Below are 15,846 nucleotides of genomic sequence, written 5' to 3'. Positions count from 1 at the left end.
CCGCCCATCAGAACTGGGCGATGCCCCAGCGCTGGATATGCTCGGCCCAGCGGTCCGGCGTGGGCAGGGTGACGAGGCTGCGCATCGTCAGCGCATAGAGGGCGGCAGCCACCAGCACGGCGGCCAGAATCAGGCAGGTCGGCCCGTAGCCGATGGTCTGCATACCCCAGCCGGCGAGTGCCACGGCCACGCCATAGGCACCGTACTGCAACACCATGCTGCCCGCTCCAACGCGGCCGAGCTTGTCCTTGCCCACCAAGGTATTGCTGAGGCCTCCAAGCACCGCGTTGCCCGCGGGCAATGCCAGTACCGAGCAGGCCACAAATATGGCCTTGCCAACCATGGAGGGCACCAACGCGGCACCGGTGAATCCTACAGCCAGCAAGACGAACATCACGCCCACCAGTACGCCGCCGGGCACACGGTTGACCAGTTGCGAGGCCATCAGTGCGCCCAGCAACATGCCAACGGCGGAGGCGGCGTTGATGAATCCGGCGGATATCAGCTGGCTGCCACCTTGGGAGATGTCCAGCGCGGTCAGCAGTAGGAAGGCATTGCTGGCACCGGTCACCATGGCCGCTGCGATGATGAGATGGCGTTGGAACCGGTCGCGCAGCAGCCAGATCATGCCGTCCAGTGCGTCGCGCCAGCGTGGGGCGGAGTCATCGGCATCATCGGCGTCCGAGACGGCCCCGACCTCCGAACCGGTATCAACATTGCCCGGACGGCCGCTATCGCTCACAGTCGCACGTTTCCAATAGCGGCGGATACGCCATGCGGACACCATGCCCAGCACGCTCAGCACCGCGCTGGTCAGGAACGGCACCGCATGTCCCACGGTCATCAGCAGACCGCCCAACGGACCGCCCACCAACGTGACCGTCGAATCACGAGCATCATTCAACGCCATCGCGTGCGGCAGCTGCTCATCCGGCACCACGCCACGCAGCATGGCATTCGACGTATTCTCCAACAGCCCATCGCGCACCGAAAACAGCACGACGATACACAGCAGCGCGATCGGAAGCACGTGGGCATACGGTCCGCCGAATGCCGGAGCGTTTGCCCCGTTGACCCCATGGCCGCTCGTCTTCGGCGCATTGCCGAACAGCATCACCGCTGCCGCCGCCACCGCCGAGAGCACCACACCGGACGCACCCCAGATCAGCATGAGCGTACGGCGATCATACCGGTCCTGAATCACGCCGCCGGCAAGGCCCAGCACCGTCTGCACCACCACGCAGATGCTTTCCGTCGTGGTGGCGGCGGCAGAGGATCCTGTCGTGGCGAGCATCATCAGCGGCACCGCGAACGCGATCAGACTGGCACCGACCGCACCGGACGTGTCCGCAGCCAGCCACCATCCGTAATCAGTTCCCCGCCATAAATCTATATTCATATTTCGTCCCATCTAGCGCCCATTACCTTATCGCAAATTTGACAAAGAATAACAGCGTGGATACGACAGATTCCAACTATCGTATCCACGTCGACATAATGAAACATCACCACTTAATACGGATGTGAATGTCAATGACTCCCGTACTAATCATTGGATCTGTTCCAATTTGCATATTTGCCTCCTAGACTTGTCCTTACGGACATCCACCACCATAGATGGCAATCGACAGAATCGGACGACGAAAGTCCTCAGATACGAGGACTTAGACTTGGTAGTCGTCCTCACTTGTGAGTACATGCGACAATCAACCCCGCACGCATGGAATGCGCACGTAAATCATCCATACGCCATCGTCCGAACGGGCGGTCAGTTCGCCACCCAACTCCTGCACACGGGTGCGATGCATGGCCAGCCCACGCCCCGACCGCTCCTGCGCGGACAGGCCACTCTGCGCGTCGGCATCGTCACGGATATCGTTGGTCTCACGAATCTCAATCCATTCGGGAGACAGCGTGACGAACAGCAGATAGGAATCATCTCCCGCCGGTGCATGGCGGCGGATATTCGTGCCGATCTCCGTCATCAGCGACAGCGCCTCGGCCGCCGCCTCGGGGTCCACGACCATGGCGATGCCGTTGACCGCGGCCGTCCCCCGATAGCCCTGCGCCTCCAGAAACTCCTCGGTATCGGTGATCTGCGCCTTCACACGCGTGACGAAGGATTGCGGCATGCCCGCTGTGGATTGCGTACGGTCATCGCCACCGGCGTTCTCGGGCACGGCATTGTCAACCACCTCATTCGCAATCGCTGGACAGCTCCCGGTGCCTACCGGGTCACGAGCCAGGGCGGATTCTTTCGTCGGCGAATCAACCTGCCCTGATTCTGCAGTCGCCACCTCAGATGTCCCGGTGCCACCGACCGGCAAGGACTCGTCCCGGAAGCCGGCGTCCATTCCGCTCTGCTCGGTCAGAAAATCGATGATGCCATGCACTTCCGCAAAGGCACGTTGGCTGCGATCCAGCACGCGCTGCCAGTCGCCACCATCGATGCCGGCTGGCGCGGCCAGATTATTCCGGGCGATGGTCGAGATATACGTCATATCATTGGACAGCGTGTCGTGCAGTTCGATCGCGAGCTGGTTGCCGTGGCGCAGATCGGCCAGCGCCGATTCCATCTGCTCGTTTTCGTTCTCCTGATTCACCACGCGCTTGCGCCAGCGCAACGCAATGCCCAGTAATACCAGCAGCACGCTTGCCGTCAGCGCCGCCGACGCCGTAACCAGCCACGACCCGGTCACCGCATAGACGATTGCCGCCACCGCAAGCACACCGATCGGGCCGAACATCGCCAGCGGATGCTTGAGTTCTATATCGATATCAATCTGATGATGCTTCTTGCCGTCGGCGTGACCATACGAATACGACGAATGCTGCGAAATGATAATCGGACGTTTCACCGGGCCGCTCCCCTTATGCGTCTTGCGCTTCTTCTACCGTGTCCCCACACGCCCATCGGCGCCTTCATCAGTGCAGGTTCATGCGAATCCATGCGCCGATAAGTTCCTTGAGATTGCCGGCGCCAAGCTTGTCGGCCGCACGCATCAAATGCGTGCGCACGGTGGTTTCGGTGATGGACAGTTCGGCGGCGATCTGCGGCATGGTCCGGCCGCGGGACCACAGTTCCGCAACCTCCATCTCACGCGCGCTCAGCCGGTTGTCCTTCTCGGCCTTGATGCGCGCGGACGCAACGGTCGCGGTCTCGAACCGCACGTCGCCACCATCGCCCCATGTTTTGCCGGCCTGTACCTGACGAATCGCCACGGCCTGCAACCGCACATCATCGTTCTTGCTCATGATGCCTTGCGCGCCGGCCCGGGCCATCTCTTTGGCATGTCGGCCCACAATCGAGGCGGTAATGGCCAGTATCGCCGTGGTCGCGTTTTCCCTGCGGATTGCACGCACCACATCCGGGCCGTTGATGTCGTTCATCGCGATATCGGCCAATAGCACAGCAGGCGGGCGTTTGGTGGCCGTGCACAGCTGAATGGCTTTGCTGCCTTCGCTCACCGGCGGCAACAATTCGAAGTCTGGCAGGGCCTTCGCCAGAATCGACTGCAATGCCATCAAGGCCATGCGGTCGTTGTCCATGATGAGCATGGTGGGCTTCGATCCATCCCGCCCGCTGATATCCGACATATGCCTACGTGCGCTCAGCTCTTCTTCGGCTTCAGCGCTGAGGGCATGGGCATCGGAATCGGCTTGCGCGGGGCCGGCTTCGGCTTGGGCGCAGCCGGCGCGGAGGCCGGGAACTCGCCGCTGGTCGCCTTTGCGGCGGCTTCGGCTGCCCACTTGGCGTACTCGTCGAGGTCGTCCTCCTGCGCGGCGGGCGAGACCTTGGCGGCGTCGGCGTCAGCAGCAGAATCCACATCCTTGTCCGCATACTGATCATCAATATCGGCGAACGGGTCAGGAGAGCCCGTTCCCGGCTCCTGCTCGCTCAGCTCTTTTGCCAGCTCATCGTAATCGGTATCGGTGGTCAGGTACTTGAGCTTTCGGGCAATTTTCTGCTGTTTTGCTTTTTGACGTCCGCGGCCCATCTGACCCCCTGCGATTACTGTGCTGTTCGATTCATCAACAATAGAGAGTACCACTAATAGTGGCTTGTTCGTTGTCGGCTCACACTTTTACCATAAAAAGCGTTTATCTGAGCCCTATTTAAAGGATTTTCGCATGACCGACGAGCAGCAACTGACAGCGGCAGGCAATGAGATAAGCGCGAGCTTCCTCGCGGCCAAAAAGCGTTCGGACGAAACGCTCGCCAAGCTGGAGGCCAAGCCGTCGTCCTTCACCATGTTGACCGGCGACCGTCCGACCGGCCGGCTGCACCTCGGCCACTACTTCGGCTCGATCCGTGAGCGTGTCGCCATGCAGGAGCGCGGCGTCAACACGAACATCATCATCGCCGACTACCAGGTGATCACCGACCGCGACACCACCGAGCACATCCAAGACAACGTGCTGAACCTGGTGCTCGACTACATGGCCGCCGGCATCGATCCGAACAAGACCATGATGTTCACCCACTCCGCCGTGCCGGCCGAGAACCAGCTGCTGCTGCCGTTCCTGTCCCTGGTCACCGAGGCTGAGCTGCACCGCAACCCGACCGTGAAGTCCGAGATGGAGGCGTCCGGCCACGCGCTGACCGGTCTGCTGCTCACCTACCCGGTGCATCAGGCGTGCGACATCCTCTTCTGCAAGGCCAACGTCGTGCCAATCGGTAAGGACAACCTGCCGCACGTGGAAATCACGCGCACCATCGCCCGCCGTTTCAACGAGCGTTACGCCAAGAAGAACCCAGTGTTCCCGGAGCCGGCCGCCATTCTGTCTGAGGCACCGGAGATTCCGGGTCTCGACGGCCGCAAGATGAGCAAGTCGTACGGCAACTCCATCATGCTGGGCGCCACCGCCGAGGAGACCGCCAAGCTTATCAAGAAGAGCCCGACCGATTCCGAGCGCCGCATCACCTTCGACCCGGTTGTCCGCCCGCAGGTCTCCGCCCTGCTGACCACCGCCGGTCTGGTGACCGGCCGCGACCCGAAGGACATCGCCGAGGAGATCGGTGATTCCGGCGCCGGCGCACTCAAGGCATACGTCATCGAATCAGTCAACGAGTTCCTGGCCCCGCACCGCGAGCGCCGCGCCGAGCTGGCCAAGGACATGGATTACGTGCGCGACGTGCTCGCCGAAGGCAACAGGAAGGCCAACGCCATCGCCAACGAGACGCTTGACCAGGTGCGCGACGCCATGGGCATGCGCTACTAAAGCTCCAGAAACGCCATAATCACGCTTTAAACAGCGTTTCAGCATCAGCAAAGGCCGGATTGCGTATTGTGCAATCCGGCCTTTAAAAACTCATCAAGCAAGATCAGGAGCGTATGCGACAAACAAGTCGGCAAGCTGCTGCTTTGTACCGAGAAGCCACAACGGCTTAGCAACAGTACGGTTAACCCGCGATGCAGGCAAAAAACGACTCATCTCCCGAACGAATTTATCCGAATCGAATGCATTCGCGATCTTCTCCTGCACAAGTGGATAACGTTCCATGTATTTGTTTATCTCGCCATAGTCCGAAGCCTTCTGTTTTCTGAGGTCCTGAACTTTGTTCTGCTGAACACCCGGCTGCTTGGACAGCCACGCGAGATCCCATAAATCTCGGTATCTCACATGGTCCGAGCAAACGAAAGATTCGATCTTATCCGCAAGAATCTCCTCTTTACTTTCCACGACCAGCATGATATCGGCATAGTCACCCAACCCCTCATAATTTACCTTCAGAGGGCGAATGACCGGATCGTGCGCATCGATTGACGCAACCTCGATTTTGATACGCTGCCGCGGAACGTCCTTGTACTGGGGCGTCGTGTCCACAATGACAGTCCACGCACTGACCAGAGATTCCGCCTGACGAGGTTCCTTCACATTGATGGAGACGTGATAGCGATCGCCCACCGCATGCTCAACGCAATCCTTAAGCGTGTCCAATCCTTTTCTGCCGAAGTCACGACCGCCAGAAAAATCGAGATCCTCGCTGTAGCGTTCTGCGCCATAGCACAGGCGGAGGCTCGTGCCGCCCTGGAATACGAGACGGTCAAGTAATCCACCTTCGTCCATCGCATTGAGGATTTCGTAATGCAGAAGCTCCTTCTCAATGGTCATGACCATGCCGGAACTATTCTGCTCCTGCGCGAGGCGAATCGCATACTGGTGCAACTCGTCAATGTCACTCATAGGTTTCCTCCATTAGCTCATAATCCACAAGATCAAGATTACGGCGGGTGGCTTTGAGATCACGAAGCGCGAGCTGCTTCGACGCCAGCGGAACGCCACGCCCTTCAGGGTGCAACAGTTCGGGAATGGTCTGCGTAATTGGCCGTGCCGTATGCGTAAACTCGATCGCACCGTACGGAGTCTGATATTCGCCAGAACGACCTGTGGTCATGTAAGTACGCCGATCCACTGGAATCTGACTGATCACGCCATAAGCGCTGAGCATACTTTCCAAAGACTCGTAAGTAGCGTATCCGCGTCGAAGATTACGTGCAATCAGATCAATGGTGGCATCACTGAAATTGCGGGTCAGCCCGTACACATACACGCCGCGCGCCGCTCGTACGAGGATTTCCGACTTGACCAATCGAGACAACGAATCATCGAACGTTTCCTTGGGTTCGTCGCGGAACAGTTTACGCAAATCTCGTTTGAGATACACATATTTGCCATGCAGATCCCACTGGTTCAATACTTTGACTGCCTCACTTTGCTTCATACTTTATAAGTATACGTGAATAGTGTGTAAAGTCACTATTCACGTATAGTGAGGTCTTGCAACGGCAATGAGAATTCAGCATCAACAAAGGCCGGATTGCGTATTGTGCAATCCGGCCTTTGTCGCGTCTGAGTGGCATGTGCCACATTATGTTTGATTAGATTTGCGCGCGCTTTTCGCCGGAAGCGATTTCCGCTGCGACCAAATCGTCATCCACCTTGCGGTCATCGGGATCATCAAGATAATGATCGAACTCGTGCAGCACTTCAGTATCGGGAGCCGGAGTCAGCAGTGACACCACCACAATGAACAGCAGTGAGATGAGGAACGCCGGCAACAGTTCGTAGATGGCGAAGACACCTCCGAGCGGTTTGACGAAGTTGTGCCAGACGAGCACAGCCGCCGTGCCGGACAGCATGCCCGTGACCGCACCGTACTTGTTGGTGCGGCGCCAATACAGCGAGGCGAGCATCAGCGGGCCGAAGGAGGCGCCAAGACCGGCCCACGCATATGAGACCACCTGGAAAATCGACGAATTCTGGTCGAACGCAACCACAATGCCGAAAATGAACATGACCAGCAGCGTGATGCGCGCCACCATCATCACCTGACGGTCGGTGGCCTTGCGATGCAGCAATCCGCGGAAAATATTCTCGCCGACCGCGGAAGCGCCGATAATCAGGTATGACGATGACGAACTCATGGACGCGGCGAAAATGCCCGACACCACGATGCCACACATGAAGCTCGGCAGCAGAGCCTGCGACACCACGATGAAGATGTTCTCCGCCGCGGATTGCGTGACGAACTGCGTCGGCATCATGGCACGCCCGACCAGCCCGATGCACACGCCGCACGCCAGCGAAATCACGCACCATGTGGTGGCGATGATACGGGACTTCCTGATTTCCTCGGAACTGCGGATGGACAGGAACCTTACAAGCACCTGCGGCATGCCGAAATAGCCCAGACCCCACGCGAGCATCGAGATGATGGTGATGATGCCGTAGTCGGCGGGCGCGCCGAACATGGCCCGCCCGGCCTTGATGGCCTGTTCGCCGGCGTCGTTGAGGATCGGCGTGGCCACATGCGTGCCGTCGAGAAAACCCGGGATGCCCTTCAGGAAGGCGACGGTGTGGTCGATGCCGCCGGCGGATGCCACGGAGCCTACGAACACCACCGCCAGCGCGAAGAACATGAGCAGACCCTGGATGAAGTCGGTCACGACCACGGACAGGTAGCCGCCGATGATGGTGTAGGCGAACACGATGGCCGCGCCGATCACCATGGTCAGGTGGTAGTCCCAGCCGAACAGCGTGGCGAACAGTTTGCCGACGGTCACGAAGCAGCTGCCCACGTACACGCAGAAGAATACGAGGATGATGAGCGCCGCGATGGTGGAGACGATATTGCGATCGTCATGGAAGCGTTTCGAGAAGAAATCCGGAATGGTGATCGCGTCACCGGCAACCACCGAATAGCGGCGCAGCCGGCGCGCGACGAGTTTCCAGTTGAGGTACGTGCCGAGCGCCAGTCCGATCGCGGTCCACATCGGGTCGGCCGCGCCGGTGAAGTAGGCGACACCGGGCAGGCCCATGAGCAGCCAGCCGCTCATGTCAGAGGCTTCCGCGCTCAATGCCGTCAACCATGGTCCGACGCCGCGGCCGCCCGCGAAGTACTGTTTGGTGGAGGAGTTGGACCTCCTGGAGTAGACGAAGCCGATGGTCAGCATGGCCACGAAGTAGATGCCCATCGCCATGAGCACCCAGATGTCTTTGGAAACCACGTAATCCCTTTCCTCATGTTCTCGCGTATCACTGAGCTCTGATGCCCGACACCGAACATATCGACAGCCATGCGCGTCACGGGGCAAGCACAGCATCACCATAACCGGAATGGCCGAACAAATACGCGGATATCCCATGAAAGGAGAGCATCAACCTGACGTATATGGAGATTTCAGGCAAGACAACACAAACGTTTAGGCATGAAGATCGATTTCGGCCCATGAGGAACTCACAGGAATACGACGAACCCGCTTCGAAGCAAGTACAATCACCGCCGCAACGAAAAGAACCATGACAAACAACCTAATCGTAGCAATGAAGCCCAAATGCGTAACTGCATACCCAGCTGCAGAGCCGCTGAACATGGACAACAGTTGGACTCCCACAGACATCACTGATTTAACCCTTCCTTGTAACTCATCAGGAGTCTTAGAGAACACAAAACCCATAATCATCGCGTTATACAAGGGGAAAGGGAGTCCAATTATCATCGAGCAAAGTACAATCGCATAATAAGAATCCGTGAAACATAGCGGGATATATGCGACAGCCGAAATGATTCCGGTAGCGCATATGCATAAGCCTGCTGGCATTCTGTCTCCATAATGCCCCGAGAAGAACGATCCGGCAAGCAATCCAACGCAAGTTGCAGGTCCCACTAAGCCGAGCAGCACCGGATTGATCCCCTTGCCAACCAAGGACAGTTCTATGCTGTATTGCGCGCTGTTCATCCCGAAATTCACCAATGCTGTGGTGATTATAAAAATCAGCATGAGTCTACTGGTAAGAACAAAACGCCACCCATCAACAAAGTCAGTACAGAATGACGCAATAGCCCCTTTCCCAATGTGTTCATCCTCAGAGGATAATTTGCTTCTCATGGTCAATTTTTTACTGATCCGTATCTGGGAAGCAGAAATTCCAGCAATCATATACAGAATTGCCGAAATAATAAATGGCACCCATGCGCCAAATGAATACAGCATTCCGCCAACGGGGTTGCCAATCATGGTGATGGTCGCATCTCTGCCCTCATTGACGCTTCTCGCCTTCGGATATTCGCGGATATCGATAATGGACCGCAACATCGCATCAGTCGCCCCACCCAAACAGCCCGTAAACAATGACGAAGTAAACATAATGGCAAGGAACACGGAGAACGTCAGCGACCCGGAAAGCAGCAATATCCCCGTGGTCCCCCACAATAGAACACCGGTTATGCAATTGGCTATAACCAAATGCTTGCGATCATGACGATCAACGACCGTACCGCCTAATACATTTGCAAGCTGCCGTACGATACCGGTTAATGTAGGTACCCATCCGGCCGCAATCAGGGAGCTGGATATCTTATAGGCTACAAGCGATACGCCGAAGCCCTGCATCGCGGCACCTATAGCACTGGCCGTGTCCGAGGTGAACCATGACGGATATCCCGGCGTTCTCCACAGATTAGTTGACATCTTTCACCCATCCTCCCCATCATTGGCCTCGTTCTCGGCCAACATTCAATCTTCATCGTCAATTTCACATCCGCTGAAAACTTTGCCTGTCAACGCCATAGAACTTATCGGAATCACGGAATCCACGGAAAAGCCTGCATGACAATCTGCACTTTCCGCATATTATGTCTGGCTGTATTCCGCTGCTCCCCGGATGAATGTTGCTGCCATTTTTGAGCCACCGCATCCAATTCCAGACACATTTGCTCTGTCTCTTCGGGGGTCAAATCAAATGTGCGATCTTCGCATAGACCCACTTCTCTCCACTCCTGAGGAAGGTCATTGACAGAGTCCAAATATCGCTCATACAACGACTCATAAGTCACGGCAACGGATTGGAAATAAGTGTATTCCGCATCACTTATACGCCCATCATCACGAGGAGCAGGACGCATAGAACGATGATTGGCTTTCCACCAGCTTTTTCGTTTATCACCATCTGCAGAATCTGTCTTCTCTGCCATACCGGCATCGAAAAGTTTTTTTAAATGAAAACTCACACTGCCCGGAGCCATGCCGGTGACATCGCTAATCATGCCGACGGTCATCGGCCCGTTCACTCTCAGCAAACCCAACACCCTCATCCGCTGAGAATTTGAAATCGCCAGAAGGACGGATTCCCTGGCAATCTCAGTAACTTCTTCGGCTTTCGCCTTGGTGCGATCGATGTTCTGTCCCATAATCACACATCATGCAACGATGGTTGCACAATGCGAGTTGTAGATATATTGAGTCATTGAACGGCCGATCAGACCGCCCATTCAATGACTCAACGCACGCCACGCGCGCCAAAACGTCACACGTCGTAGCGCCAGGACTTGTCGGTCACCACGCGGGCCATCGCCAAGCCGATCGGCAGGCAGATGATCACCATGAACGCACGGAACGCCCAGTCCAGCGCATTCATGGTCTGGAAGCTGCCGAGGTACCACATGGCACGATACATATACAGACCGGGCACCATGATCACGATCGACGGCACGGTCAGGCAGATGCGCGGGTAGCCGAGGTGCGGCGGTAGCCAGCCACGTCGCACGGATGAACGCCACGCCGATGCCAGAATGCCCGCCAGAAACGCGCCGATGAAGGTAGCCATCTCGGGTGCCACGTTGAAGTCCTGCAATTCCAAGCGCAGCGTGTCCGTGATCGCACCGATTAGGGCGGCGGTCAGGCACATGCGCTGCGGCGAATTGAACAGCACGGAGAAGCCCCACACGCCGACGAACGCCGCCACGAACCGCAGCAATCCGTTGACCCACGGGTCAAGCCCCAGTGGCTCAAAGCCTTCCGGGTGCAGGTGCACCATCACGGCCACGGCCCAGCCTGCCAGCGTGGCCATCAGGATGATGCACAGCACGTACGCCACGCGCTGGATGCCCGAAGGGAAGTCGATTTTCGCCATGTCGAGTCCGCCGGTGATGAGCGGGAAACCGGGGATCACGAACAGCATGGCGCCGATGTAGGCCGTATCGTGCGAGAGCGCGACTGGGTCGAAAATGCCGATGAGTCGCAAGGTGCCGGTGCAGGCGAGCGCCGCCGCGGCCACGCACACAAAGGTGACGAAGAACTGGTTCAGATGGTATGCAAACAGCCGGCGACGCATCCACTGGCCAAGGCCCGCTCCCACGAACGCACCGATCATGTCGTATGGGCCGCCACCGAGCAGGAACACGAAGGCCGCGCAGGCCAAGGCGGAGGCCAGACCGGAGAACCACGGCTTGTACAGCGGCTTGCGACGCTCAATCAGATCGAGCCGCTCGTGCGCCTGCCGCACGGTGATACCGCCCTTGGCCTTCTCTTCGTCGGAGCGCTCGTTGAAGTGTTCGGCGTATTCCTTGGGCACGCGATTCTTGCGCTTCGTACTGCCTGCAGCAGGGCTTTCGGCGGTTGCGCCGTTCGCCGCCGCGCCCTCAGCGCCCGCCTTGGCATTCGCCGCGTTCGCCGATTCAACCGACTCATTGGAGTCACCGGTAAACACTTCGGCATCGTCGTAGGCCTTCTCTTCAGCCGCTTTGTCTTCGACCGGAGTGACTTTCGCGCTGTCCGCCAAAAGTCGGTGGGCTTCTTCATTGTCATCATCCAAGGACTTGGCCACGGAGGTCACGAGTACCTTGGTTTTCAACGCAAGATCCAGCGCCTCGCCCACGCTGCCGTTGGCCGCCTCAGCCTCGGCCTTGGCACGTTCGCGCAGGCGCTTGGCCAGATCAGCAGAATACTGCGAAGCGTCACGTTCGTCCAAATGCTTGACCACGCCATCGGACAGTTGCGAATCGACGTGATACATCGACCCCTTGCCGAGATTCACGGAGAACCAGTCGGCGAAATGTTCCAGCAGCCAGATACGTTCGGTGTTCACGCCGGTGGTCGGCAAATCCACGACTTCGGTGATGCGGTTACGACCATCCGTGCAGGTGGCCTCGATATCCGTCAGGTTCACGTCGGCGCGTACGTGCACGCCCAGCGGGTAGGCGATGCGGTGCATCATTTCACGCACACGGAAGGAGCCGGTGCCGGCTCCCAAGTCCAGCATGCCGACCCGTACAATCACGCTGGCTTTGGCGGCGATACCGGCGTCCACCACCGGTTTTTCCCAATCGCGTGCAATATCTTCCATGTCCAGCGGAATGGAGTGGGTGTGGAATTTACGTACAGCCGTTGCGCCTTTCGCTTCGGGCGCACTTTTTTTCTTCTGTTCGCTCACATCCTTCATTACTACTCCCTGCCTTCCCCGCCAGCAATCGTAAGGTGCTCAAATCTTCCGCGAATCGGACAGCGTCTCATATGCTGTCCGATATTCGGTCTCTTTAGGTGGACAACTTGGAGCACTATATGGACTTCGTAACGCAAATAGCGATTTCGCAGGGATACACTATTGCCCACACAACAACCACGTTGAATATGGGCTGTGGGCTCGCAACGACTGGCCTCAACAACTGCGGAGGAGCCGCAGACGACCGGTAGACCGAGCAACCTGTTATTCGGCAAAGGAGGTTATATGGCAACACCTGAAGAACAGATCACTCCCGCTGACGCCGCCATCGTCACTACCGGGACCGGCCGAAAGGGCCCGGAGGAGCATGATCTTCCCGAAAGCCTGAAGTACGACATGGATCTGTGTCTTGAGATCCTGCGTAACGTACTGGGCGAATACAACCCCGAACTGCTGTCTACGTTCGACACCGTGCGTCATTACGCGGTGGAGGCCAGCGCCGAGCATTTCGCCGAGCTGAAGGATCCGAACCCCGACCAGGATGGCCTGAAGGAGGCCGTGAACGTCATCGACAACATGACGCTGCACGACGCCCAGCTGCTGGCCCGCGCGTTCGCCACGTATTTCCATCTGGCAAACCTGTCCGAGGAGAACTACCGCGTTTCCGTGCTCCACGAGCGCGAGAACAACGTGTCCGTTGACCAGGCGGTCGACCCGATCAACGAGCTCACCGTCGCCTACCACCAGCTCATCAATGAGACTGGCCCGGCCAAGGCCAAGGAACTGCTCAACCAGCTCGAATTCCACCCCGTCTTCACGGCGCACCCCACTGAGGCCCGTCGCAAGGCCGTGGAAGGCAAGATTCGCCGCGTTTCCGAATTGCTTGAGGAGTACAAGCGCCTCGGCGGCTCGGATAAGAAGGAATGCCTGCGCCGTCTCTACAACGAGATCGACGCCCTGTTCCGCACTTCTCCAATCGCGCTGAAGAAGCCGACCCCGGTTGAGGAAGCGGACACGATTCTCGACATCTTCGACAACACGCTGTTCAACACCATCCCCAAGGTTTACCGTCGCTTCGACGACTGGGTCCTGGGCGATAAGGCCGGTCTCGTCGAGCCCGCTTGCCCCGCGTTCTTCCACCCGGGCAGCTGGATCGGCTCCGACCGCGACGGTAACCCGAACGTCACCGCCAAGGTGAGCCGCGCCGTGGCCCGCAAGTTCTCCGATCACGTGATCGCCGCCCTTGAGCAAGCCACCCGCACCGTGGGCCGCAACCTCACGATGGAAGCCGAGACCACGCCACCAAGCGCCGAGCTCAAGAGCCTCTGGAGCCACCAGAAGGAAATGAGCGAGCGCCTGACCGACAAGGCCGCCCTGATCTCCACCAAGGAGATGCACCGCGCGGTCATGCTGGTGATGGCCGATCGTCTGCACTACACCATCGAGCGCGATGCCGACCTCATGTACCACTCCTGCGACGACTTCCTCGCCGACCTCAAGGTGGTCCAGCGTTCGCTGGCCGCCGCCGGTGCCAAGCGTTCCGCCTACGGCCCGCTGCAGGATCTGATCTGGCAGACCGAGACCTTCGGCTTCCACATGGTGGAGATGGAGTTCCGTCAGCACTCCGTGGTGCACGCCCGCGCCCTTGCGGATATCCGCGAGCACGGCCTGCACGGCGAGCGCGGCGAACTGCAGCCGATGACGCACGAGGTGCTCGACACCTTCCGCGCCCTCGGTGCCATCCAGAAGCGCAACGGCCTCAAGGCCGCCCGCCGCTACATCATCTCCTTCACCAAGAGCGCCCAGAACATCAAGGATGTCTACGAGCTCAACCGCTTGGCCTTCTCCCACCCGGAGGACGTGCCCACCATCGACGTGATCCCGCTGTTCGAGCAGCTTGAGGATCTGCAGAACTCGGTGGACGTGCTCGAGGAAATGATCAAGATCCCCGAGGTTCAGGCTCGTCTGAAGGCCACCGGCAACAAGCTCGAGGTCATGCTCGGCTACTCCGACTCCTCGAAGGACGCCGGCCCGACCTCCGCCACGCTGGCCCTGCACTCCGCTCAGGAGCGCATCGCCAAATGGGCTGAGTCGCACGACATCGACCTGACCCTGTTCCATGGCCGCGGCGGTGCCGTCGGTCGTGGCGGCGGCCCCGCCAACCGCGCGGTGCTCGCCCAGCCGGTCGGTTCCGTCAAGTGCCGCTTCAAGCTCACCGAGCAGGGCGAGGTCATCTTCGCCCGTTACGGCAACCCGGTGCTGGCCATCCGCCACGTCGAGTCCGTGGCTGCGGCGACCTTGCTGCAGTCCGCGCCAAGTGTGGAGAAGCGCAACACCGAGATGACCGAGAGGTACGCCGACATGGCCGCTCAGCTCGACGAGGCCGCGCACAACCGTTTCCTCGACCTGTTGAACACCGATGGCTTCGCTCCGTGGTTCTCGATCGTTACGCCACTGACCGAAATCGGCCTGCTGCCGATCGGCTCCCGCCCGGCCAAGCGTGGCCTCGGCGCCAAGTCGCTCGACGACCTGCGTACGATTCCGTGGATCTTCTCCTGGGCCCAGGCCCGCATCAACCTGGCCGCTTGGTACGGTCTCGGCACCGCATGCGAGAAGTTCGGCGATCTGGAGACCATGCGTCAGGCTTACGAGGAATGGCCGCTGTTCTCCACGTTCATCGACAACATCGAGATGTCCATCGCCAAGACGGATGAGCGCATCGCCAGGATGTACCTTGCCCTCGGCGACCGCGAGGACCTCAATGAGAAGGTGCTCAACGAGATGGAGCTCACCCGCAAGTGGGTTCTGGCCATCGTGGGTGACAAGTGGCCGCTGCAGCACCGTCACGTGCTCGGCCAGGCCATCCGCATCCGCTCCCCATACGTGGACGCGCTGTCCGTCACTCAGGTGCTGGCGCTCAAGTCGCTGCGCAAGAAGGTGGACAAGGAAGAGCTCTCGCAAAGCCAGCAGGCAGGATTCATCTATCTGATCCTCTGCACCGTTTCAGGTGTTGCTGCCGGCCTGCAGAACACGGGCTGATCTACACACCAGCGCATATGGGGAAGCCCCGCTCACATCGAGCGGGGCTTCCCCGTTTTGTGTGCATCTTTCATCATCTTG

At 58.7% G+C, this 15,846-nt stretch carries 12 protein-coding genes; 2 read left to right on the top strand and 10 right to left on the bottom strand.

Features of this window, described 5'->3' with window-relative positions:
- Positions 1-7: 7 nt before the first annotated feature.
- The 4 genes from MMB48_RS00265 to MMB48_RS00250 form a co-directional block, all read right to left on the bottom strand.
- A complete protein-coding gene (locus MMB48_RS00265) occupies positions 8-1,399 on the bottom strand; it encodes an MFS transporter (RefSeq protein WP_032745099.1) in 1,392 nt (463 codons plus the stop codon).
- Positions 1,400-1,706: 307 nt separating this feature from the next.
- A complete protein-coding gene (locus MMB48_RS00260; RefSeq protein WP_032745100.1) occupies positions 1,707-2,858 on the bottom strand; it encodes a histidine kinase in 1,152 nt (383 codons plus the stop codon).
- 67 nt (positions 2,859-2,925) lie between these two features.
- Positions 2,926-3,597: a response regulator gene (locus MMB48_RS00255; protein ID WP_032745102.1), complete on the bottom strand. Its 672-nt coding sequence runs from the start codon at positions 3,595-3,597 to the stop codon at positions 2,926-2,928.
- A gap of 14 nt (positions 3,598-3,611) precedes the next feature.
- The gene (locus MMB48_RS00250; protein WP_012576517.1) at positions 3,612-3,998 is read right to left on the bottom strand and encodes a DUF3073 domain-containing protein; all 387 of its coding nucleotides are present in this window, start codon (positions 3,996-3,998) and stop codon (positions 3,612-3,614) included.
- Positions 3,999-4,131: 133 nt separating this feature from the next.
- Between MMB48_RS00250 and trpS the strand changes: the two genes are divergently transcribed.
- Positions 4,132-5,223 (top strand): tryptophan--tRNA ligase, encoded by a 1,092-nt coding sequence (trpS, locus tag MMB48_RS00245; RefSeq protein ID WP_032745104.1) that lies wholly within the window; start codon positions 4,132-4,134, stop codon positions 5,221-5,223.
- A gap of 93 nt (positions 5,224-5,316) precedes the next feature.
- Here the strand turns inward: trpS and MMB48_RS00240 are convergent, their stop codons facing one another.
- From MMB48_RS00240 to MMB48_RS00215, 6 genes are all read right to left on the bottom strand, one after another.
- A complete protein-coding gene (locus MMB48_RS00240; protein WP_032745106.1) occupies positions 5,317-6,189 on the bottom strand; it encodes a nucleotidyl transferase AbiEii/AbiGii toxin family protein in 873 nt (290 codons plus the stop codon).
- A complete protein-coding gene (abiEi, locus tag MMB48_RS00235; RefSeq protein WP_032745107.1) occupies positions 6,182-6,727 on the bottom strand; it encodes a type IV toxin-antitoxin system AbiEi family antitoxin in 546 nt (181 codons plus the stop codon). The genes MMB48_RS00240 and abiEi overlap by 8 nt, the downstream gene beginning before the upstream one ends.
- 157 nt (positions 6,728-6,884) lie before the next feature.
- On the bottom strand, positions 6,885-8,480 hold the full coding sequence (locus tag MMB48_RS00230) for a sodium/proline symporter (RefSeq protein WP_172664369.1): 1,596 nt from the start codon (positions 8,478-8,480) through the stop codon (positions 6,885-6,887).
- Between the two features lie 228 nt (positions 8,481-8,708).
- The gene (locus tag MMB48_RS00225) at positions 8,709-9,977 is read right to left on the bottom strand and encodes an MFS transporter (RefSeq protein ID WP_032745111.1); all 1,269 of its coding nucleotides are present in this window, start codon (positions 9,975-9,977) and stop codon (positions 8,709-8,711) included.
- 113 nt (positions 9,978-10,090) lie between these two features.
- Positions 10,091-10,696, bottom strand: a complete 606-nt coding sequence (locus MMB48_RS00220) for a winged helix-turn-helix domain-containing protein (protein ID WP_050496310.1) — start codon at positions 10,694-10,696, stop codon at positions 10,091-10,093.
- Positions 10,697-10,812: 116 nt separating this feature from the next.
- Positions 10,813-12,726: a threonine/serine ThrE exporter family protein gene (locus MMB48_RS00215; RefSeq protein WP_032745113.1), complete on the bottom strand. Its 1,914-nt coding sequence runs from the start codon at positions 12,724-12,726 to the stop codon at positions 10,813-10,815.
- A 285-nt stretch (positions 12,727-13,011) separates the two neighbouring features.
- On the opposite strand from MMB48_RS00215, the gene MMB48_RS00210 reads away from it, so the two are divergent.
- Positions 13,012-15,765, top strand: a complete 2,754-nt coding sequence (locus MMB48_RS00210) for a phosphoenolpyruvate carboxylase (RefSeq protein WP_013139971.1) — start codon at positions 13,012-13,014, stop codon at positions 15,763-15,765.
- Positions 15,766-15,846 lie beyond the last annotated feature (81 nt).

This window comes from Bifidobacterium sp. FKU, assembly GCF_026016385.1.
GTDB classification, from domain to species: Bacteria; Actinomycetota; Actinomycetes; order Actinomycetales; family Bifidobacteriaceae; genus Bifidobacterium; species Bifidobacterium infantis.
Note: the sequence above shows the minus strand (reverse complement) of the source record. Positions and strands in the feature narration are given on the sequence as shown.